Annotated in this window: 8 protein-coding genes and 2 pseudogenes; 4 read left to right on the top strand and 6 right to left on the bottom strand. The window is 50.5% G+C overall.

Annotated features, from left to right (window positions below; genetic code table 11):
- Nucleotides 1–204: 204 nt before the first annotated feature.
- Together H6F90_RS01150 and H6F90_RS01145 are read right to left on the bottom strand one after the other, a co-directional pair.
- Nucleotides 205–987, bottom strand: a complete 783-nt coding sequence (locus H6F90_RS01150; RefSeq protein WP_190549485.1) for an ABC transporter permease — start codon at nucleotides 985–987, stop codon at nucleotides 205–207.
- Nucleotides 984–1961, bottom strand: coding sequence for an ABC transporter ATP-binding protein (locus H6F90_RS01145; protein WP_190549483.1), 978 nt, complete (start codon nucleotides 1959–1961; stop codon nucleotides 984–986). The genes H6F90_RS01150 and H6F90_RS01145 overlap by 4 nt, the downstream gene beginning before the upstream one ends.
- Nucleotides 1962–2174: 213 nt before the next feature.
- Here H6F90_RS01145 and H6F90_RS01140 point away from each other — a divergent pair, with 213 nt between their 5' ends.
- The 3 genes from H6F90_RS01140 (at nucleotide 2175) to H6F90_RS01130 (ending at nucleotide 15946) form a co-directional block, all read left to right on the top strand.
- Nucleotides 2175–10859, top strand: coding sequence for a non-ribosomal peptide synthetase (locus H6F90_RS01140; protein ID WP_190549481.1), 8685 nt, complete (start codon nucleotides 2175–2177; stop codon nucleotides 10857–10859).
- Between the two features lie 81 nt (nucleotides 10860–10940).
- Entirely contained in the window at nucleotides 10941–15704 is a 4764-nt protein-coding gene (locus H6F90_RS01135; protein ID WP_242024268.1) for a non-ribosomal peptide synthetase, read from the top strand.
- Nucleotides 15705–15742: 38 nt separating this feature from the next.
- Entirely contained in the window at nucleotides 15743–15946 is a 204-nt protein-coding gene (locus H6F90_RS01130) for a hypothetical protein (protein ID WP_206756142.1), read from the top strand.
- A 22-nt stretch (nucleotides 15947–15968) separates the two neighbouring features.
- On the opposite strand, the gene H6F90_RS01125 is transcribed toward H6F90_RS01130, so the two are convergent.
- From H6F90_RS01125 to H6F90_RS01115, 3 genes and pseudogenes are all read right to left on the bottom strand, one after another.
- A complete protein-coding gene (locus H6F90_RS01125; RefSeq protein WP_190549475.1) occupies nucleotides 15969–17642 on the bottom strand; it encodes a DNA repair helicase XPB in 1674 nt (557 codons plus the stop codon).
- Nucleotides 17643–17645: 3 nt separating this feature from the next.
- Complete coding sequence (locus tag H6F90_RS01120) at nucleotides 17646–19517, bottom strand: helicase-associated domain-containing protein (RefSeq protein WP_190549472.1); 1872 nt, start codon at nucleotides 19515–19517, stop codon at nucleotides 17646–17648.
- A gap of 160 nt (nucleotides 19518–19677) precedes the next feature.
- A pseudogene (locus H6F90_RS01115) lies at nucleotides 19678–20697 on the bottom strand (IS630 family transposase).
- A 105-nt stretch (nucleotides 20698–20802) separates the two neighbouring features.
- Here H6F90_RS01115 and H6F90_RS30475 point away from each other — a divergent pair.
- Nucleotides 20803–21440: pseudogene (locus H6F90_RS30475) on the top strand (IS1 family transposase); the annotation flags it as partial.
- On the opposite strand, the gene H6F90_RS31335 reads toward H6F90_RS30475, so the two are convergent.
- On the bottom strand, nucleotides 21367–21546 hold the full coding sequence (locus tag H6F90_RS31335) for a transposase DNA-binding-containing protein (protein ID WP_190549470.1): 180 nt from the start codon (nucleotides 21544–21546) through the stop codon (nucleotides 21367–21369). The pseudogene H6F90_RS30475 and the gene H6F90_RS31335 overlap by 74 nt on opposite strands.
- Nucleotides 21547–21760: the final 214 nt, after the last annotated feature.

The raw sequence follows: 21760 nt of genomic DNA, 5'->3' as shown, positions 1-21760 counted from the left end.
TCGCGCCAGTTGAGACAGGTTCATGTTTAATCTAAAACACTGTAATAGTGGGATGCCTGCAAGACAGAATCCCACTATTACAGTGTTTTACGTTTCTATTGTGAGGTATAGCTTACCCTCGTAACTTCGAGGGAATTACTGAACTCTAGTCGTCTGAAGCATTGTGTTAGTGAGTGTTTCAGACAGAGTACTTTCACAAGACGCTTAGCGGAAGAGTTGAGGATAAATACGTCGCCAAGCTAAAACACCAAAGGTTACAGTGCATAGCAACATCCACAGCAATTCCCATAGCCAGAAATTGGGTAATCCCAAAGACCAGCGCAACAGATCAGTAAACGCAGAGAGAGGAAAAAATCCGGTAATAGTTTTCAGGAAGGGCGGTAAAGTATTTCTCGGGAAGTAAGTACCGCAGAAGGTAAACATCGGGATGATGAGCAGAAAAACAGGGATGTTCACCTGATCCATCGTTTTAACGCAACCAGCCGTGAATAGTCCGATTGCGGCGAACAACAAGCTTCCCAAGAAAATTAATGGTAGTGACAAGACTAGGTGCCAAAACGAGTAGAGCCCCCAGACAACAGCTACCATGCCAGTCATAAAGCCGACTACTGTGCCGCGAGTTGCTGCCCACAACCAATCACCCAAAAATACTTCTGTGAAGGTTAAAGGAGCCGTCAACATGGCCTGCCAAATCTTCTCAAAACGCAACCGAATGAACGTGCCGTAAGACCCTTCAAAGAACGATGGATAGAGTGCCCCAGCAGCGATCATGCCAGGAGCGAGAAAGGTGAGATAGCTAATAGTTTGCCCTTCGTAATTCACCTTGCCAATGAGTGGCGTTAAGCCAACACCAAACGAGACTAAGTACACGATCGGCTCTAGAATCGGTGGCAAGAAGTTGACAATCCAAGTGTTTTGAAACACTTTTAGATGTCGTCGCCAGACAGAATAGACTCCCCAAAGCGTAACGGTTGAACGAATTTTCATTGTAGAGACCTACCTGTCAGCCGTAGAAAGACATCTTCTAAATTGGCGCGGCGACGCGTCAGACTGGTTAGTTGTATACCTCCCAGTTGTTGCCAGAGCTGATCAGGTTCATGGGCTGGCAATGCGAGTAAATAACTGCTGCCAAAGGGACTGCACCACACACCTGCTTGTGTTGCCAATTGTTGTAGCACCGATTCGGCAACGCCAGCAACCTCCACAACTTCTGACCCAATAATGCGCTCAATCAATGCCGCTGATGTGCCCTGATCAACTACCTGACCTTGCTGGAGCAGTATTAGGCGATCGCACAAGCGCTGCACTTCATCCATATAGTGAGTTGTCAACAGCACTCCACAGCCATCCTGCTTGAGTTGACTGACCAACTTCCAAAACTCCTGCCGTGCATCAGGGTCGAGTCCAGTCGTTGGTTCATCTAGAAACACAATATGGGGTCTGTTAATCAACGCTCTTGCCAAAACCGCCCGTCGCTTCAATCCACCAGAAAGTTCGTCAGGCTTATATTTGCCGTACTCTTGCAGCCCAACTTGAGCCAATAATTCTCCTGCGCGCAGACGAGCCGCTTGCCCTGTGATGCGGTAGTAGTTGGCAAAAAAGACAAGATTTTCAAATACTGTCAGCTCTGGGTCAAGATTGTCTTCCTGGGTGACAATGCCCATGCGGGAGCGAGCTTGCTGCCCTTGTGTTTGTACCTGCCAACGATCGAGCTGCACGAAACCGCGATCGGGAATCACCGCGCCGTAAAGCATCCCGATTGTGGTGGTTTTACCAGCCCCATTTGGCCCCAGAAAGCCCAGGATCTCGCCAGCTTCCAGCGTGAATGAGACATCTTGCACCACAGCGCGATCGCCATAGGACTTGCACAAGTGATGGGCAACCAATGCCGTTGGTGGTAGAGATCCGGTGATAGGATCGTCAATCTTCGTTCGATGATGATTTGGGAAGAGTTGACGCATAAAAGCTTCACCAGAAACAAAAAGACTTGTCACATTGTTTTGTAGAGTTCCCAGGTTGTACCTGAAAGCTAAGCTTTGCTTCAAAATCTTAATTTTCTCGACGTTTAACAACACCATTCCTTGTAGCAAGTTGGCTTCATAGGTCAATCGTGCTGTTTCTAGGGAACACTACAGTTGTTTAATTTGTTCACTTGTTGTGATCCCACCCATCGCATGACTAACAGCATTAGGGAAATATTGATCCACAATCTGTTTGAAGCCCAAGCACAGCGATCGCCCTCTGCAATAGCGGTGGTGTGCGAACAGGGACAGTTAACGTATCACGCGTTGAATGCCCGTGCCAATCAGCTTGCTCGGCATTTGCAAACGCTGGGGGTTGGGCCTGATGTGCTGGTGGGTTTATGTGTCGATCGCTCCCTAGAGATGCTGGTGGGTATCCTTGCGATTCTCAAAGCAGGTGGTGCGTACGTCCCTCTAGATCCGGCATATCCCAAAGATCGGCTTGCCTGGATGCTAGAGGATTCACAGGTATCTGTGCTGCTGGCTCAGACAGGAACGTTGCCATCTTTGCCTGATCATTGTCTTAATGTGTTTTGCCTAGATGCCGACTGGGAAAAGATAACTGACTATGACCCAGAAAATTTAGCCTCACAAGCGACAGCGGCGAACCTGGCATACATCATCTACACATCAGGTTCGACAGGAAAGCCCAAAGGGGTGATGATTGAACATCGATCGCTGGTGAACTACACGCAAGCTATGATTGATGCTTACGAGATGAGCGATCGCGATCGTGTCCTCCAATTTGCTTCGATTAGCTTTGATGCCAGTGCCGAAGAAATCTATCCGTGTCTCTGCGTTGGGGCAGCCTTGGTGCTGCGGTCTGAGCTGATGCTGGCCTCGGTTTCTACCTTTTTGCAAGCTTGTCAAACCTGGCAACTCACTGTGCTCAGCTTACCTACCGCTTACTGGCACGAACTCACGGCTCGTCTAGAAACCGATCAATTAGCAATTCCCGCTAGTCTCCGTCTCGTTATTATTGGCGGAGAAAGGGCATTACCTACACGCTTGGCGGTTTGGCAACAACAGGTTGGCAAGCGAGTCCGTCTGTTAAACACCTATGGTCCTACTGAATCAACTGTGATTGCAACACTGTATGACCTATCGGAGGCAGTGATTGAGCCAACGGTTGAGTTGCCCATTGGAAAAGCGATCGCCAATATTCAAACCTACGTGCTCGACCAATATTTACAGCCTGTTCCCCTAGGCGAATTGGGTGAACTCTGGATTGCTGGCGCAGGTCTAGCGCGGGGTTATTTAAACCGTCCTGATTTAACTGCTGAAAAGTTTATTCCAAATTTTTTCTTGAAGGATGAAGAACAGAGAATAAAGAATGGAAATGACTCTCCAACTTCTCACTCCCCGATCTCCGCTCCGCTCCTCTACAAAACCGGAGATCTAGTTCGTCAACGTCTCGATGGCAACTTAGAGTATCTAGGGCGAATTGATGAACAAGTCAAAATTCGGGGCTTTCGGATTGAATTAGGAGAGCTAGAAGCGTTGTTAGGACAACATCCTCAGGTAGAAACAGCTGTGGTTATTACTCGGGAGGATGTTTTGGGTGATAAACAGTTAGTGGCGTATGTTGTGCCTAAGGCAGGAAGCAGTGAGCAGTTGACGCTTCAGCTTCGCAGCTTTATGCAGGAGCAACTACCCATCTATATGGTGCCTACTGCCTTTGTGCGCCTAGAATCACTGCCACTGACGGTGAACGGCAAGATCGATCGCCGTGCTCTGCCTGCTCCCGATCGCACTACCTTTGAACCAGCAGAATATATTGCCCCGCGCACAACCACTGAAGCTCAGTTGGCAAATATCTGGGCAGAAGTGTTGAAGCTAGAGCGGGTCGGCATTACTGACAACTTTTTTGAACTAGGCGGTCATTCTCTATTAGGAACGCAGGTTGTCTCTCGCATTCGGGATCTCTTTCAGGTGGAAGTACCACTACGACACCTGTTTAATGCGCCTACGATCGTTGAACTTGGTAAGCATTTAGAAGCTGTAGGAGTCGAGCGATCGCCTCTATACACCATTCAGCCCATTTCCCGTACCGAAAAACTACCGCTTTCCTTTGCCCAACAGCGGTTGTGGTTTTTGGATCAGTTAGTACCGAATAGCGCGTTTTACAACATTCCACAGGCATTGCGATTAAATGGATCGCTGAATCTGGCAGCGCTTGAGCAAAGCTTAAATGAAATTGTTCAGCGTCACGAGTCCTTAAGAACAACTTTTGCCGCAGTTGATGGACAGCCATTTCAGGTGATTGCACCCACTCTGAATGTGCCGCTACCCATGATGGATATGCGGTCGCTACTGCAACAGCAACGGGAAATTGCCGCCCAGAGTCATGTCATCGCAGCCGCACAGCAACCATTTGATTTAGCTCAGGGGCCACTGTTTCGTTGCCATCTCTGGCAGATAGACGAAGCAAAATATATTCTACTGCTGACGATGCATCACATTATTTCCGATGGATGGTCGATCAGCGTGTTGATTCAAGAGTTGGCAGCGCTCTATGAGGCGTATGCTCTCAATCAACCCTCTCCGTTACCCAAACTTGCGATTCAGTATGCTGATTTTGCCCAGTGGCAGCGGCACTCGATGCAACATTACGGGCAGGAGCAGCTTGCATATTGGAAACAACAGCTTGCGGATGCCCCTACAGTAATGGAATTGCCGACCGATCATCCGCGTCCCTCGGTGCAAACGTTTCGGGGAGGTGTGCAATCGTTTCTGCTACCTGCTGCACTCAACCCATCGATCGAGTCTTTGAGTCAGCAGATGGGCATCACTCCCTTCATGACACTTCTGGCTGCATTTCAACTTTTACTCTATCGCTACACCCGGCAACACGATGTGGTGGTAGGTTCACCGATCGCCAATCGTCACCGGGCAGAAGTGGAGGCGTTGATTGGTTTTTTCATCAACACATTGGTGCTGCGGACTGATCTATCTGGCAATCCGACAGTTTCGGACTTACTGAAGCGAGTACGAGAAGTTTCCCTAGAAGCCTATGCCCATCAAGATTTGCCGTTTGAACAGTTGGTAGAGGCACTTCAGTCCGATCGCAATCTCAGTCATACACCTTTGTTTCAGGTGATGTTTGTTTTGCAAAATGCTCCGACACCATCCTTGGAACTAGCTGGCTTAACATTACATCCCCTTCAGCTTGAAAATGGGGAGCGGCTAGATTTGACCGTTGCAGTGGACAGCACGGAACAAGGCTTGGCACAGTTTGATTTAACGTTGTCGTTGGAGTATACCGAACACGGGCTGCTGGGCATTTGGGAATACAATACAGAGCTATTTGAAGCCGACACGATCGCGCGAATGGCGGGACATTACCAAACCCTATTGGAAGGGATAGTTGCCCATCCTGAATGCCACTTATCGGAGTTACCGATTCTTACTCCAACCGAACAGGCGTTGTTAACAGCATGGAACAAAACCGATGCTGCTTACACCACCAACCTGTGTATCCACGAGCAGTTTGAAGCGCAGGTCAGTCAGTCTCCGCAGGCGATCGCAGTAGTGTTTCATCAAACGCAATTGACGTATCAGGAGTTGAATGATCGCGCCAATCAGTTAGCACACCATCTCAAACAGTTGAGCGTTAAACCAGAGAGTCTGGTTGGTTTGTGTGTGGAGCGATCGCCTGAGATGATTGTGGGTCTGCTTGGCATCCTCAAAGCAGGTGGGGCGTATGTACCCCTTGATCCCAGCTATCCCAAAGAGCGGATTGCCGCTATGGTCGGTGATGCTCAGGTTGGAGTGCTGCTGACTCAATCAAAATGGTTGGCGACCTTGCCAGATACCAGCGCGCACATTGTTTGCCTCGATCGAGATTGGAAAACCATTGCTCAGCAACCGTACGAGAATCCGGTTCATCACGCACAACCCAACAATCTGGCTTATGTGATTTACACCTCTGGATCTACGGGCAAGCCCAAAGGTGTGATGATCGAACATCGATCCCTTGTCAATTTCACTCAGGCTGCGATCGCGGCGTATGAAATGACAGCCAGCGATCGTATTTTGCAGTTCGCCTCTGTAAGTTTCGACACAGCAGCTGAGGAAATTTATCCCTGTTTGACGACGGGTGGCACATTGATGCTGCGGACTGATGAGATGTTGGGCTCGGTGGCAACCTTCCTGCACCAATGCCAGGAGTTGCACCTGACCGTGTTGGATCTGCCGACTGCTTATTGGCATCAGCTCACGACGCAGTTGGCATCAGCTCAGTTGAAATTGCCAGCATCTCTGCGGTTGGTGATCATTGGTGGAGAAGCCGCTCTCCCAGCACAGATTGCCACCTGGAATACCTACGTCGGCGATCGCCCCAAGCTGATGAATACTTATGGGCCGACTGAAACCACGATCGTAGCAACAACTGCTTCTCTCTCTCAGCCCGTCATTACCGACAAGACAACCATTCCTATTGGCCGCCCCTTATCTAACGTGCAAGTCTATGTGTTAGATCAAGACTTGCAACCATTACCGATCGGCGTTCCTGGCGAACTCTACATTGGGGGAGCAGGCTTAGCGCGAGGCTACCTCAATCGTCCAGAACTAACAGTGGAAAAGTTCATTCCCAATCCACTTTTCAATCCTGGGAAAACATCCTCTACACCCCGACTTTACAAGACAGGTGATCTTGTTCGGTTGCGTGCCGATGGCAATCTAGAGTACTTTGGCCGCCTCGATCAACAGGTGAAGGTTCGCGGCTTCCGGGTGGAGCTAGGTGACATTGAATCAGCACTAGGCCAGCACCCCGGTGTACAAGAAGCGGTTGTTCTGGCGAGTGATGATGTTCAAGGGAATAAGCGACTGATCGCCTACGTTGTCTCCAATCTCATTCCCGATCGCGTGCCGATGCAGATTCCCTGTCGGGTAGAAGCGGGCGATCGCACCGTAGAACTCTGCACAGAAGATCTCTCACTGGGGGGGCTTTGTCTTGGAAATGCACCCAATGATTGGCAGCGCGGACAGCCCGTGCAGTTATGCCTGCAGTTGCCGACCACCACTGAACCGGTATTTCTAGAAGGACAGGTTGCCTGGAACCAAGAGCAACGAGTCGGCATTCAACTGAGCTTGACTTCACTTCAGCAAGCGTTATTGCAACAAGCAGTGCATCACCTGCTAGAAGCACAGGGATTTTTAAGGACGCTCCAGCGCACGCTGACTGAAAACTTGCGGCAATTTTTGCAGTCTAAGCTGCCAGACTACATGATTCCATCTGGGTTCATGCTGCTGACCGCGCTACCTATGACACCCAATGGCAAGATTGATCGCAACGCATTACCGACTTTTAGCCCAGCTTTAACAACGACCGCAACCGACTTTGTAGCTCCTCGTACAACCGTTGAAGAAGTCATGGCAGAAATTTGGGCAGAAGTCTTGGGGCTAGAACAGGTCAGCACTCATGCCAATTTCTTTGAGCTAGGGGGACACTCGCTTCTAGGCGTACAGATTATTTCTCGGCTCCGCACGATTTTTCAGGTCGATCTGCCGCTACGTAGTTTGTTTGAAGCACCCACGATCGCTAACCTTGCTCAAGCTTTAGAAATAGAAAGCCATCGAAACGACCAACAAGCAGCTCCTCCATTGCTCCCGGTACAGCGCGATCGCTCACTTCCACTATCGTTTTCGCAGGAGATGATGTGGGTACTGGCGCAACTCCAGCCTAATGTGCCCTACTACAACCATACCTTTGCCCTGCGCTGGTCAGGAGCCCTCAACCAGGCTGCACTAGAGCAAGCGCTGCAAGAAATCGTGAGACGGCACGAAATTTGGCGCACGACCTATACAACAGTGGACGGTTTACCTGTGCAAGTGGTGCAGGCAGCGACAAAATTCATTGTGCATCGTATTGATCTACAGAGTTTACCTGAGGGCGATCGAGCGGCAGAAGCTATTCGACAGGTGACAGCAGACGTTCAGCGTCCTTTTGATCTCAGTGCAGATTTGCTGCTGCGATCAACCCTGGTTCAATACACCGAAACCGAGTATCAGCTCTTCATCACGCTGCACCACATCAATTACGACGGGTTTTCCCTCTCAATCCTATTGCAAGAACTGGAAGTTCTTTACACGGCTTTCCAGGCTGGCAAACCTTCTCCTTTACCTGAGCTGCCGATTCAATATGCAGATTACGCCTTTTGGCAACGACGTTGGTTACAGCCAGATGTTCTAGAGCCCCATTTAGCGTACTGGAAGCAGCAACTCACCGATCTGCCCACATTGCAGTTACCTACCGATTACCCACCGCCTGCAAACCCAACCTTCGCTGGAGCCAGCTACAGCCTCGCTTTCTCCAAAGAGCTGACCAACAAACTGAAAGCGCTCTGTCGCAAAGAGAGCGTAACGCTGTTTATCACTTTGCAGGCAGCCTTTCAAACTCTACTTGCTCGCTATACCGGACAAACCGATATTCCAGTTGGCTTTATTACGGCAGGGCGCGATCGCCCAGAGCTAGAAAACTTGTTGGGCTTCTTTGCCAATTTCTTGGTGCTGCGATCGGATCTATCTGGTAATCCCACTTTTCGAGAACTTTTGGTCAGAGTACGCGAGGTTGCACTGGCTGCCTATACCCATCAGCACGTTCCCTTCCAGAAGCTAGTCGAAGTATCGCGATCGGATCGACGCTTGGGGCAAAATCCGCTTTACCAGGTGATGTTACTCCTCGATCCCCCGATGTCAAACGATACCTCTGGCTGGACGCTGGAGTATCCTAGTCCAGTGGAGAATGGCACCGTAACCTGCGATTTGCTGATTACATTGAGTGAAGGGGCAGACGGGCTGACGGGTCAACTGTCCTATAGCACTGAACTGTTTAGCGCTGAAACCATTGCCCGGATGGCAGGCCATTTTCAAACTCTGCTAGAAGGTATTGTTAGCAATCCAGACGAAACGCTGGCGGCTCTACCCCTCCTGCCGATCGCTGAACAGCAGCAGCTACAGGCGTGGAATCAAACCCAGGTTGCCTACCCGCTAGAAATCTGTTTGCATCAGTGGATTGAAATGCAGGTGGAGCGGACACCAGATGCAGTAGCCGTTAGCTTTGAAGGGCAACATCTCACCTATCGAGAACTGAATGAACGAGCAAATCAACTCGCTCACTACTTACAGACACTTGGCGTAAAACCAGACACGCTTGTGGGCATCTGTGTCGATCGCTCCTTGGAGATGGTGATCGGACTCCTCAGCATTCTCAAAGCCGGCGGTGCATATGTCCCCTTCGACCCCAGCTATCCATCAGACCGTCTAGCGTTCATGCTCGAAGATGCGCAAGTGCCCATCTTGTTAACGCAAGCTTATCTGGTCGATCAACTCCCGCCCCATCAAGCACAGACACTTTGCCTTGATACAGACTGGCAGCAAATTGCTCAAGGCTACAAGCACAATCCTGATAGCGGCGTTACGTCTGACAACCTCGCCTATGTGATTTATACCTCTGGCTCCACAGGCAAACCCAAAGGTGCAATGAATACCCATCGGGGCATCTGCAATCGCCTGCTGTGGATGCAGGATGAGTATCAGTTGCAGGAAAGCGATCGCGTTCTGCAAAAAACCCCCTTCAGCTTCGATGTCTCCGTCTGGGAATTTTTCTGGCCTCTGATGAGTGGTGCACGTCTAGTTGTGGCTCGACCAGAAGGACACAAAGACCCAGCCTACTTGGTGCAGGTGATTGCCGAGCAGCAGATTACGACCTTGCACTTCGTCCCCTCGATGCTGCGGGTGTTTCTCGAAGAACCAGGTGTAGAACGCTGTGACTCGATTCGCCAAGTCATGTGCAGTGGGGAAGCGCTGCCCCTTGACCTCCAAAACCGTTTCTTTGAGCGCTGCAGTGCTCAGTTGCACAACCTGTATGGCCCTACTGAAGCGGCAGTTGATGTGACGTACTGGCACTGTCAACCGGAAGCTGATCAGCGCTTAGTTCCCATCGGCAGACCGATCGCCAACACGCAGATGTATGTGTTAGATTCTCAGCTCCAACCTGTTCCCATTGGGATCGTGGGCGAGCTCTACATCGGTGGCGTGAATGTTGCCAGAGGCTATCTCAACCGACCTGAGCTGACAGCAGAGCGTTTTATTCACGACCCATTTGTCGGCAATGGGGAAAACCACCCCACCCCCCGCCTGTATAAAACAGGGGATTTGGCCCGTTACCGCCCTGATGGTGCGATCGACTATCTCGGTCGCATCGACCATCAGGTGAAGTTGCGCGGCTTTCGCATTGAACTCGGCGAAATTGAATCTGTTCTGACACAACATCCAACGGTGCAAGCGGCGATCGTCATCGATCGCGAAACAGCTTTGGGTGATAAACAACTCGTTGCTTATGTGGTTGCTCTGCCGGGACAGACGATCCTATCTCAAGACTTGCAGGCCTTTCTCCATCAACAACTGCCGGAGTATATGGTTCCCGCTGCTGTTGTCACGCTGGATACGCTACCTGTCAACGCAAATGGAAAGCTCGATCGCAAAGCGCTACCAGCACCCGAACAGACACAATCGGAAACTCCTTTTGTAGCGCCGCAAACTCTGGTAGAGAAAACCTTAGCAGATATCTGGCAGGACGTTTTGGGATTGGAACAAATCAGCATCCATGACAACTTCCTGGAACTAGGTGGACACTCGCTGCTAGCAACTCAGGTCATCTCGCGATCGCGTAGCCTCTTTCAGGTGGACATCTCTCTGCGCCACTTGTTTGAATCGCCCACTGTGGCAGCACTGGCTACGGTCATTGAACAGCTTCAGGGCAGTAGTTCTGCGGTGCCAGCCATCGGCGCAATTCCTCGGAGTGCTCGACGGGTCAAACGGTCGTCTTTGCAGTAAAGGCTTTCGTAGACATTGGGTGGAGGCACTGGTCGGACGATCTCGAACCATCACTTTTTAGGCGGTATCAGGAGCATGAGCATGCTATTTGACGTGAATCACGATCCTCACATTGAAGAAGATTTGAAAGACGACCAATTGGAAGACGAGGTTCTCATCTTTCCCATGTCCTTCGCTCAACAACGATTGTGGTTTTTGGATCAACTGATTCCCGATCGTTCGCTCTACAACTTGCCGCTGGTGGTACGACTACAAGGAACACTGGATGTCGCAGCACTGGAAAAGAGTGTTGACGAGATTGTGCAGCGGCATGAGAGCCTCCGAACAACTTTTGCCACAGTTGATAATGAACCCGTCCAGGTTATTGCGCCGACAGTGCCCTGGCAACTTCCAGTGGTTGAGTTACAGCACTTGCCGGAAGGCGATCGCCAAATAGAAGTACAACGCCTCGCCGCAGCAGACGCACAACAGCCATTTGACCTCAGCACTGGCCCCTTGATGCGAACAACTCTGTTGCATCTATCTGCTACTGAGCATGTGCTGTTGCTGACCATGCACCATATCGTCTCCGATCTGTGGTCGTTCAACGTGCTGTTTCAGGAACTATCTGATCTGTATGCGGCGTTTTCTCAAGGCCAACGCTCACCACTGCCAGAACTCTCGATTCAGTATGCTGACTTCGCTCAGTGGCAGCGTGATTGGCTTCAGGGAGATGTGCAGACTAAGCTACTTAACTACTGGACACAACAGCTTGGGGGTCATCTACCCATTCTGGAACTGCCGACCGATCGCCCTCGTCCAGCAATTCAAACGTTTCGCGGTGCAACCCACTCCTTTGTAATCGGCGATCGCCAACTCGCCGCCCTCAAAATTGTTGCCCAGCGGGAAGGGGTAACCCTGTTTATGATCCTCTTAGCCGCGTTCAAAACGTTGCTGTACCGTTATACAGGGCAAGAGGATATTCTTGTCGGTTCACCCATTGCCAACCGCGATCGCGTTGAAATTGAAGGTCTGATTGGTTTCTTTGTGAATACCCTTGTGCTTCGCACCAGTCTCACTGGAAATCCCAATTTTCAAACACTGCTGAAGCGAATCCAGCAAGTCACCTTAGACGCCTATGACCATCAGGGATTGCCCTTTGAGCAGTTGGTAGAAGCGCTGCATCCAGAACGGAGCCTGAGTCAAAATCCGCTATTTCAGGTGATGTTTGTCTTCCAGAATGCGTCTGTTTCGACCCTAACTTCTGATTTAATGCTCAGTTTTGATCCGATTGAAAGCCCGACATCTAAATTTGATTTGAGCTTTGCAGTGGAGGAAGAAGCCGACACTCTTAAAGTTGAAATCGAGTACAGCACAGATTTATTTGATGCCGCCACGATCGCTCGAATGGCAGGACATTTTCAAACATTGATCGATGGGATTATCACCAACCCCAATCAATTGCTTTCTGAATTGCCCTTGCTCAGCCTTGCCGAACAGCAGCAGCTTCAAGCCTGGAATCAAACTCAGGTCGATTATCCTTTGGAGCGTTGCCTGTACCAGTGGGTTGAAACCCAAGTGGAGCGGACACCAGATGCAGTAGCCGTCAGCTTTGAAGGGCAACACCTTACCTATGAGGAACTGAATCAACGGGCGAATCAACTCGCTCACTACTTACAGACCCTCGGCGTGCAACCAGACGTGCTCGTGGGCATTTGCGTCGATCGCTCCCTTGAGATGGTCATCGGGCTCCTCGGCATTCTCAAAGCAGGCGGTGTCTATGTCCCCTTCGACCCCAGCTATCCATCAGAGCGCTTGGCGTTCATGCTAGAGGATGCTCAAGTCCCCATCTTGTTGACGCAAGCTCATCTGCTCGATCGCCTGCCTTCCAATTTAGCCACTGTCCTTTGCCTGGATGCAGACTGGCACCAGCTTGCTCAAGGCTCAACCAACAATCCGCAGAGCGGTGTCACGGCTGACCACCTCGCCTATGTCATCTACACCTCTGGCTCTACAGGTAAACCTAAAGGCGCGATGAACACCCATCGGGGTATCTGCAACCGCTTGCTGTGGATGCAGGATGAGTATCAGTTGACCAAGGACGATCGCGTCCTGCAAAAAACGCCCTTCAGCTTTGATGTTTCGGTGTGGGAATTCTTTTGGACGTTGATGAATGGGGCTCGTCTGGTCGTGGCTCGACCGGAAGGACACAAAGACCCTGCTTACCTGGTGCAGTTGATTGCCGACCAGCAGATTACCACCCTGCACTTTGTTCCTTCCATGCTGCGGGTCTTCTTAGAAGAACCAGATGTTGCTCGCTGTAACTCGTTACGCCACGTCATGTGTAGTGGCGAAGCGCTTCCAGTAGATCTGCAAACCCGTTTCTTTGAGCGCTGCCATGCTCAGTTGCACAACCTGTATGGACCCACCGAAGCTGCTGTCGATGTCACCTTCTGGCATTGCCAACCGGAAGCTGATCAGCGCTCAGTTCCCATCGGCAGACCGATCGCCAACACGCAGATGCATGTGTTGGATGCTCAGCTTCAGCCTGTGCCGATTGGGATTGTGGGCGAACTCTACATTGGTGGCGTGAATGTGGCAAGGGGCTACCTCAACCGTCCCGAATTGACAGCAGAACGCTTTCTTTGCGATCCCTTTAGGAAAGATAGGAAAACCCACCTCACTCCCCGCCTATACAAAACAGGCGATTTGTCCCGCTACCGTCCTGATGGTGCGATCGACTATCTCGGTCGCATTGACCATCAAGTGAAGCTGCGCGGCTTTCGCATTGAACTCGGCGAAATTGAATCCGTCCTAGCACAGCATCCTGACATTCAAGAAGCGGTTGTTGTCATTCAAGAATCCCTCGGAGGCAAACGCTTGATTGCCTACTTAGTGACCACCCTCTTACCCGATCGCCTTCCGGTGCAACTCAAGTGCTTAACAAGTGTGAATGGTCTCCCTCCCGTTAAAGTCACGACAGTAGACTTGTCCTTTGATGGAACTTGTTTGATGGGAATTTCAGCAGATGGAAAACCTGGTCACGCAGTGCAGTTAAGGCTTCAGCTACCTGGAGCGACTGAAGAACAGCAGTTGGAAGGAACGATCGCGTGGCAGCAAGGCAATCAAGCCGGAATCAAGTTCAATCTCACTCCAGATCAACAACGTTTATTGGGGCACAGTGTTGAATTCCTTTTTGAGGCTCAAGGCTTCCTCAAAACGCTACAGCGCAGTGTGACTCGAAATTTACGAGATTTCTTGAATCACAAATTACCGGATTATATGGTGCCCGATCGCTTTGTATTACTGCGATCAATGCCGCTCAATGCCAACGGCAAAATCGATCGTCGTGCCCTGCCCACCCCTGAACAAGAGCGATTTGAGGCAGGAACCGCGATCGCGCTACCCCAAACCGTTGTAGAACGACAGTTGGCAGACCTCTGGAGTAAGCTTCTTGGCATGCAACAGGTGAGCATCCAGGACAATTTTTTTGAATTAGGTGGCAACTCACTGCTAGCGGCTCAGCTAGTTGCTGCTATCCGAGAAAGCCTTCAGGTGAAGTTACCAGTACGTTGCATGTTTGAGCAACCCACGATCGCGGGGCTCGCTCAACTGATCGAAACAATTGATCAAGAAGGAATCACATCCCTCACACAGACGCTTGCTTTAGAGGCCGAAGCCATCTTGCCTCCTGAAATTTCACCCAGTAGAGTGCAGGTACTTGAGATGAGTCAGGTCTCTCATCCTCAACACATTCTACTTACAGGCGCAACAGGGTTTTTAGGCGCGTTTTTGCTGCAAGAGTTGCTACAACGCACTGAGGCTCACATCTATTGCTTAGTTCGGGCGACAACTGTTTCTGAAGGGTTAAGCCGCGTACAATCCACATTAGAAAAATACCAATTGTGGCAGTCAGCATTCAATCAGTCTCGTATTAGTCCCATTTTGGGAGATCTTGCCCAACCGTTGCTGGGTCTTGCACCCAATGAATTTGATCGATTAGCCGCTCAGATTGATGCGATCTATCATAACGGTGCGGATGTCAATTTCTTCAAACCCTACACTCAGCTCAAAGCCCCGAATGTTTTGGGAACTCAAGAAGTTCTCAGGCTAGCGTGTCAAACCAAAGTTAAACCTGTTCATCACATTTCCACCGTTTCAATCTTTGGCAATCCTTCCAGTGACTCATCCATTATTCGAGAAGATGAGCCGATCGACGGTCATGAAACCCATTTAGATCTGGGCTATTCCCAAAGTAAATGGGTTGCCGAAAAGCTAGTGTGGATCGCTCAATCAAGAGGGTTACCCGTAACTGTGTTTCGAGCAGGTGCGATCGCAGGATCAAGCCAAACTGGACTCAGCAACAGCAAAGATTTTGAATTTAGTTTCATTCGAGGCTGTATCCAGATGGGAGTGTTCCCTGATTCAGGAAATGAACAGCAGTCGTTTGTTCCAGTCGATTATGTCAGTCAAGCGATCGTTCACTTATCTCAACAGCCGCAGGCACTCATAAAAGCCTTCCATTTGGTACATCCCTTCCCAATTCGCAAAGTAGAGTTTTTCGAGAACATTCAGGCATATGGCTATTCCCTCAAAAAACTGCCCTATACTCAATGGCGAGAGATTCTTTTACAGCAAGAGCAGAACGCGCTGAAAAACGCTCTCATCCCGTTTCTGCCTCTATATAAAGAGGAAAGCGACCAGGATCTATCTGCTCAGTTAGACTCTGATCAAATTGATCCAACCTTTGAGTGTCGAAACACCTTGGATGGTTTAGCCAACACAACGATCAACTGTTTATCGATCAACCAGCTACTAAAGGTATATTTGCCTGTCTTACTCTTCGATTCTCAATCCTTGAATTGACACTCCCAGTCCTGACTTTAGCCTATTGAGCTGCAACCTTGGTGGGACGAAAACTGCGTCAACGAGGAGTGGCTCATTACATTGCTCGTCTCTCACAATCGCAGCGAAGTCGCTCTAGACATAACCATTTTTATACGGGTTTGTCTGCCTACAGTTGGGTCAACTTTGCCGACACCTATGCGGATTTGGTTGATGCTTTATTGCAACTGAACCCTGGAAAGCGACCGTTTTATCAACATTGAACGCAACTTCGGCAATGCGCCCTCACTCGGCAAGAATTTCGATGTGATAGCTATAGCCCTGCTCAGCCAGAAACAACTGCCGATGACGGGCGAACTCTTCTTCACAGGTACGCAAGGAAACCAGCGTGTAAAATTGGGCGCTCCGACTATCCGACTTAGGACGCAGGACTCGACCGAGCCGCTGGGCCTCTTCCTGCCGGGAGCCGTACTTACCAGACACCTGAATCAGCACATCAGCATCGGGCAAATCGAGCGCAAAGTTGCCGACCCGAGACAAAATGAGCCCAGAGATTTCACCGGATCGGAACTGCTCATAGCGGCGATCGCGTTCTGCTTGGGGCGTTTTCCCCGTCACGAGCGGTAACTCAGTTAAAGTGGCGATCTGCTTCAGTTGGTCCAAAAATTCCCCAATGATCAAGATGCGATGACCGTGCTCTTTCTGTAGCAGCGATCGCACTACTTCGTGTTTACGCGGATTTTCGGCGACAATCCGAAACTGGTAGCGCTTGCCAGCAACTGCATACTCCATCTGTCTGGCTGTGGTTTGGGGAATGCGAATTTCAGTGCATTCCGCTGCTGCAATAAAGCCTTGACCTTCAAGTTCGCGCCAGGGCACATCGTAGCGCTTGGGGCCAATCAGAGCGAAAACATCTCCTTCTTTGCCATCTTCACGAATCAGGGTGGCGGTCAGTCCGAGACGGCGACGGGCTTGCAGTTCAGCCGTAATGCGGAAGATGAGGGCAGGCAGTAGATGCACTTCGTCATAGATAATCAAGCCCCACGATCGCGCATTAAACAGTTGAAAGTGCGGAAACTCGCCGTCTTTGCTGGCGCGATAGCTCAGGATTTGATACGTCGCTAACGTGATCGGAGCCGTCTGTTTTGACTCCCCGCTGTATTCGGCGATCGCATCTGGAGGCAGCGTCGTTTTATCCAGTAGCTCGCGCTGCCACTGGCGAACGGAGGTGAGGCTGCTGGTGAGAATCAGTATATTTTCCTGCACCTGAGCGATCGCGGCTAACCCGACCATTGTTTTTCCGGCTCCGCAGGGCAGCACAATCACACCGCTACCGCCCTGCGCCCGTCCCGCCTGATAAAAAGCTTCTGCCGCTGCTTTTTGATAATCGCGCAGGATAAACGGCGCACCGGATGTAGTGATGGGCCGCAACGCCAGCTTCAGCGCATCGCCTGTGACATAACCTGCCAAATCTTCTGCTGGATAGCCTGCCGCCAGCAACGCCTGCTTCAAAACCCCGCGATCTCCTGGATGGACCGCAAACACTTGATCGGACAGGCGGTCTGCGAGATACTTTGCTACCTCATTAGTGCGGCTGAGCAGTTCGGCGAGCGGCACATCAGCAGTTTTGAGCAGCAGGCGATCGTCGTCGCGCTTAATCACGGTCAGACCATAGCGACTGCCCAAAGCACTAATTTCTTGGGCGACTGCTTCGGGCATGGGATATTTGACATGGTCACGCAGGGCGGCAATCATGTCAGCAACGAGCATTCCGGCGGCACGAGCGTTCCAGATACTCAGCGGTGAAATCTGATAGGTGTGGATATGTTCAGGGCTTTTAATTAGTTCCGCAAAGGGGGCGATCGCCGCACGAGCCGCATCCGCACGAGGGGAATGCACTTCCAGCAACACAGAGCGATCGCTTTGAATAATCAGCGCATTTTCAGCAACGTAGGACATGATTTAGCTCAACCCTGGCAGACTGTAGCCCAACTTCTTTAACCTATTGCGAAACTTAGTTTCTGTTTCGGCAGGAACCACCAAATAGCACGCCTGTCCCGCAACCACCACTTTCGGCTGATCCGCAATAAAACAGAACGCTTTGGTACGTGAATCACTGGCAATTTGGGCGGCAAGCGCAGCGTCAGCGCAGCGAATCAATCGGGCAGAACCCAAATCTTGCAAACTGGTGGTGCGGGTTTGCAGATCGGCCAGAAACTGAGCCACGGGCTGAGGCAAGGCTTCACCGCTGTTGGCAATCAGCCAGTCTTGCAGTTCCGCCACAGTGCGACCCTGCGCGATCGCATCCAACAGCTTGGCCTGATCCAACTTCCACACGACGTCAGACACGGAAGCAAGAAAACTGTTGAGCATCAGGCGATCGGCGCGAGACAACTCACTCACCGCCACAACTTCTAAATTGGGCAGAATTCGCAGCACCTGTTTCTGCATGGGAACCGCAGGCTGGTAGCGATCGCTCAAGCCCAAACAGTACGCACCGAAGGCATTCAGGCGGAAATACGCCAGTCCATCGTAGCGGCTGAGCGTGGCATCACTGTAGTAATCATTGCTGGGTAATATCAAAAAGCCCTCGTCCGGATGCAGGTAGGCCACATCAATCAAGCCCAGCGTTGCCACATACTCAAATAGAAAACATAGAAGATATCGAGCTTCTAGAAATAGCCAACTACCCTCGTAGAGCGAACCGTAACCCTCGATGGAGAGTGTCTCGCTGTTGCGGCTGACCTCAAAGTCATAGCCTGCGGCAATCATGTAGCGTAAAAAATCGGACAGTGCCACCCATTGCGTGATCGGGCAATCTTTCAGGGCATTCACAATCACACTGCGTCGTCCAGCGACGGCAGTGAGGCTGCGTTTGGCTTTTCCGGTTTGACCTTTGATACTGTCAATTCGCCGCAGTTCATCTAGACTGGTTGTTTTCAGCCACTGTTTCCATAACGTTTGCAGCGTCTTTTCGGGTGGATTATTGAGCGTTTTTTGTCCAGTCTTCGTGAGAACCAAGCGTTTACCGCTTAGTTCCACGAGCTTGCCTGTCTGCAACAGCAGCACCCAGGCAAATGGCTTGATGGCACCGATGTCATAACTGTAATCCCATCCTGCGGGCGATCGCTTGGCGGCGCAATCGCTATAGTAGTCACCCTCTTCCAACACTTCAGCGACTGTCGTCAGGGTCGCGCCCGTAGGAAAAAAAGTTTTGTCGCTGATAGAGACTTTGCCCAAGTCTACTAACCGCAAAACCGTCTGCAAATCCCGTCCCGCAACGGCTTCAGTTTCGCGAATACTCAACGGAAATTCTACTTGTGTGGAGTGCTGCTTGCGATCGCGGTAGTTATATTCCACGAGCGTTCGCGTCAGGATAGGTGACAGCGTTTCTAGACTTTCAATCCGCGTCGGTTCTGGCAGCGGCACAAATGTTTTCAGTTGCGCTTTTAGATCTTGCGGCAGGGTGCCACTGTAGAAAAACAGCCCCAAAAGCGACGGATTGCTGTGCGAATAATAGGATGAGCGATTGCCATTCGTCCAAGTCGCTTCGGCACCATACTTGCTGACAAATCGCTGTGGCTGGTAGTAATCGTTTGAGCTGTGCACCACTTCAGCGATCGTGGCTTGTTGCAGGCGATCGCACTCCTGCCACAGCAATTTCAGCGATTTGCCTTGCATTCGTTCCATCACGTAACTGACAAGCTCGGCTTTGCGCGTTGGAATTTTACCAGCTGGCAACAGTTGCGCCAGTGCTTTTAGCTGATCGACGGTTTGATGATTGAGTGCTTCGAGCAGTGTAGAAATTTTCTCAGGCTGGTTGTAGTAGGGCATGGCGCTATCCCTGCTTGACTTCATCAGCATACAGGTTGAACACCGGAAAATTGCAGAATGCTGAGTGGACTGGATGAGGAACGAGCAGGTGATATAGCAATCCTAATCAAGTTGTAAGGATAAGGAGAAGTTATTAGGCTAATAGAACGACTCGTAACTATTAACCCGGCAATAATTGAGGGTGCATCTTGTTCGATGCATAAGCAATAAATGGGTGCTCAAAATACTCCTGAATGCGCGATGGTAACTTCTGCAACTTACGCAGATGAGAAATGAGTCGTCGCTTCAGTTGAGCAAGATTGCGAGTCGGTGGTTTAGAGTGAACTCCCTGCTTGACATCGCCGTTGAGATACTCGACTGGATTCAGTTGCGGTGAGTAGGACGGCAAGTAGAACAGTTCAATCTGCTCCTTGTGCTCAGCTAACCATTGCTGCACCTGCTGTCCCCGATGTACCGGATGTTGGTCCACAATCCAAAACAACTTGCGCTCTCGCTTGGTAATCAGACGAGTCAGGAACGACAAAAAGATGGCTTCCGTCAGCTTACTGGTGTAGCGCATAAAGCGGATACTCCCCTGGTTGCTGAGACTGGCAATGAAGTTGACACGCACTCGTTTCTTCTGACTCAGACGAATTTCAGGGGTTTCGCCGATGGGTGCATACCCACGACCGACTTGAGCATCTGAGCGTAACCCTGACTCATCCCCCCAAGCGATTTCTGCACCTTCGCTTTTAGCACGCTGCTCGATGACAGGATAGGTTTGCTCTAACCACTCCTCCACCATCTCTGGGTTCTGCTCATAAGCCCGCCTCAAGGGCTTTTGTGGGCTATAGCCCCACCGCCAAAGATACTCTCCTACGGTTCGAATCGGCATCTGTATTCCGCACCGTTGCTCGATCAGTTCTTGAACCGCGCGGCGCGTCCAAAACGCACTATCAATCTCTAGCTCATCGGGAAAATGGGCTTGCATCAACTGTTAAATCTGTTTTTCCTGCTCTTGATTTAAGGTGCGTCCTGCACCAACTGTACGGCCTCGTTGTTGCTGGTACAGGGCAGTTTCACCCAGTTCTTTGTATTGCTGCCACCAATCTGAAACTGTATTGCGATGCACCCCCAAATAAGCTGCAATATCGACAAACCGTTTTCCTTGCTGACGTAATCGAATCGCTTGTTGTTGCAGATAATCTTAAGTAGGGAGATTAAGTAATCGGGCATCAAGTTTATTCGTACTTCAATTTTACTAATCGCCCCGTTCACTCTGCATCCTCTTAAGTTGCCGGGTTAATATAAGTGCCGCAAGTGTGGCAGGCAGTTTGTGCAACACCCCCAAAACAAGACCATTGACTCAACGACCAAGACCCTGATTGATAAACTGCTGTTAGAGAAGATTCCTTTAGCAGGCATTGCCAGAGTTGCAGGCGTTTCAGAGCCTTGGCTCCAGCACTATGTCAATGAGAAATATCAAGCAGTGCCCCGACAGGTGAAGGTGCGGGCTAAAAAAAGGGGCGCTTGACGCTCCAGGGTGACGAGATGTGGTCTTTCGGGCTCCGCAAAGGCAATAAGCAATGGATTTGGTTGGCTCTAGATGTCAAGACTCGAGAAATTGTTGGGGTCTATGTCGGCAATCGTAGCCGTGAAGGAGCCCAAGGATTATGGGAAGCTCTGCCAGGGGTCTATCGCCAGTGTGCGGTCTCTTACACAGATTTCTGGTCTGCTTACGATGAAGTGTTTCTCCGCAAGCGGCATCAAAGTGTCGGCAAGGAGAGTGGCAAAACGAGTTACATTGAACGCTTCAACTGCACCTTGCGCCAACGCGTGTCGCGCTTGGTGAGGAAGACGTTATCGTTTTTCAAGAAGTTGGAGAATTATATTGGTGCAGTTTGGTACTTTGTTCACCACTACAATGCATCCTTACCTTTTTAGGACTACCTGGCTGCGCTACTAAGTCTTCCACGATCTTCACTAACCGCCGATTCCGCCGTGCATCGCCTAAATCCACATCCCATAACTCCTCGGCGACCCAATTCATTCCCCACTTCTCGCAGCATCTGCGCAACATCTGCCTTACAACTGACAATCTGGACGCAAGACGAAAATTCGATTGCATCTGCAATGCATATGCCCAGTGCAGCAACACTGCCACACAAATGCCGCACAAAACTTTCATTTTATCCATTTGCTGCCAGTTTTTTAGACCCAACACCAGAGCGATCGCTCAACCAATTGCGTACTTTTGTTGCAAT

It is taken from the genome of Trichocoleus sp. FACHB-591 (assembly GCF_014695845.1).
Classification (GTDB): Bacteria; Cyanobacteriota; Cyanobacteriia; order FACHB-46; family FACHB-46; genus Trichocoleus.
Note: the sequence above shows the minus strand (reverse complement) of the source record. Positions and strands in the feature narration are given on the sequence as shown.